Origin of the sequence: Jeotgalibaca caeni, assembly GCF_028863945.1 — a bacterium.
Taxonomy (GTDB): domain Bacteria; phylum Bacillota; class Bacilli; order Lactobacillales; family Aerococcaceae; genus Jeotgalibaca; species Jeotgalibaca caeni.
On record NZ_JARBEA010000127.1, the window covers coordinates 1 to 1,563 of the forward strand.

Sequence of the window (1,563 nt, forward strand, 5' to 3'; positions counted from 1 at the left end):
GTTCACATCAGGCAACTTCGGGTTTGAGCCCTATTTTTGGGCGCAGGAACCCCTTGGGTTCCATCTGATTTTTTAAAAATAGCCATTCGCATGACTTACCAAGCCAACTGTTGGATTTTTTGTAACAAATGGTAGAACGACTGTTGGTAAACGTGGGAGGAACTCAATTTGAGAAATAGCCGACGGCCGCTCTTTATAAGTTTTCCAGCCACTTTGAACAGGCGTAGACGAAGCGTATCGACTTGGAAGACGGCTTCATTCGCTGGCAAGCAGATTGATTTCATGAAATTAGTCAGGTTGTAAGCCAACAGGCTAACCATCATGCGGGCATGGTTCTCCAAAAAGGAGGAACTGTCGGTCTTGTCAAAATAGAAGCCATTCTTTGCTTCCTTGATGAAATTTTCCATGGTTCCCCGGTTGTGATAAAGCCGGAACATGGTCTGAGCGGACAGGTCCTCCGAGCAATTCGTGATCAAATACTCGTGCCTGAACAGCAGCTCGTTCGCTTCCCGGGTGGATTTGATGCAAATCCGGCGCGCCTTCTTCCAACTTTTTGCTTGGTAGGTGGTGGAATAGTAGTGGACCTCTCTTTCCTCCCAAGGATGATCATTTCCGATGAGGATGAAAGACTCCGCTATCTCAGCCAACTTCGTATGATTCTTCAGGCGAACAACATAATAGCTTTGATGGGCTTCACAAGTATCATACACCTCAGGGGTTGCAAAACCACTGTCCCCTCTGACCAGTATATCTGTGCAGGGAAGTGTCTGGCTATAATGTGCCAGCATCGGTTCCAGGAAATCCTTTATTCCTTTTGAGGTATACACATTGCCAGAACGAAGTTCTGCTTTCAAGAAATCACCAGTCAGGCCATCAAAAGCCACCAAGGGGTGATAACCGTTTGTCCTGTAGTGGGCATTAAAATTGGTGGCTTCCTGGTTGCCAAACGTATCGGAATGGGTGGAGTCCAGGTCGATAATGAGCTCCGTCGCGTTCCGTTCCAAGCGCACTTTATCGATCATTGCTTGGTTCAAAGTTTGGAACTGGGAAATCGTTGTCTCACTCATTCGGTCCCAGAACCGGGAAAGGGAAGCTTGTGAGGCAATGGCTTCCTTCTCAAGCACCAGTTGGAAAACTGGGTCTTCCTTCAGTGAGTTGGCGGATGAATCCGCAGGATAGCCGCCAATCAATTGGAACAAGAGTTGTTCCAGCAAGGAAATGTTGTCATGAATCCAGTAGCTTCGGTTGTCTTGGAACGTGAGAAAATGGGCGGCTAATTTTGAGAAGCCAATCGAATCCATGAATTCTTTCACCAAAATCAAGCCAGAATCCGTGGAAAGATTCCCGCCCGTATGATTCACTACCAATTTCGAGTTGAAATTTACGCGTTTTTCCTGTAATGTAGCCATTGAGAGAACCCCTTTCTTTGGTTAGGTTTAGACGCTTTAACCATAGCAGATTGGGGTTCTTTTTGTACACCCAAAGGGTGCAGGGATACAGATAGAATAATAGCGCCACAATACGCTTTTAGTGAATATTTAGGAAAACTATGAATTATTCAGG

The 1,563-nt window shown here is 46.0% G+C and carries 1 protein-coding gene; it reads right to left on the reverse strand.

The genetic code is table 11. The features are described 5' to 3' along the window. Positions 1 to 95: 95 nt before the first annotated feature. Positions 96 to 1,409, reverse strand: coding sequence for an IS1380 family transposase (locus PVE40_RS12720; protein WP_274732303.1), 1,314 nt, complete (start codon positions 1,407 to 1,409; stop codon positions 96 to 98). Positions 1,410 to 1,563: the final 154 nt, after the last annotated feature.

What these genes read in the sequence shown, in the direction of transcription:
- PVE40_RS12720 (WP_274732303.1), bottom strand. Translation starts at nt 1,409, where the DNA reads ATGGCTACATTACAGGAAAAACGCGTAAATTTCAACTCGAAATTGGTA.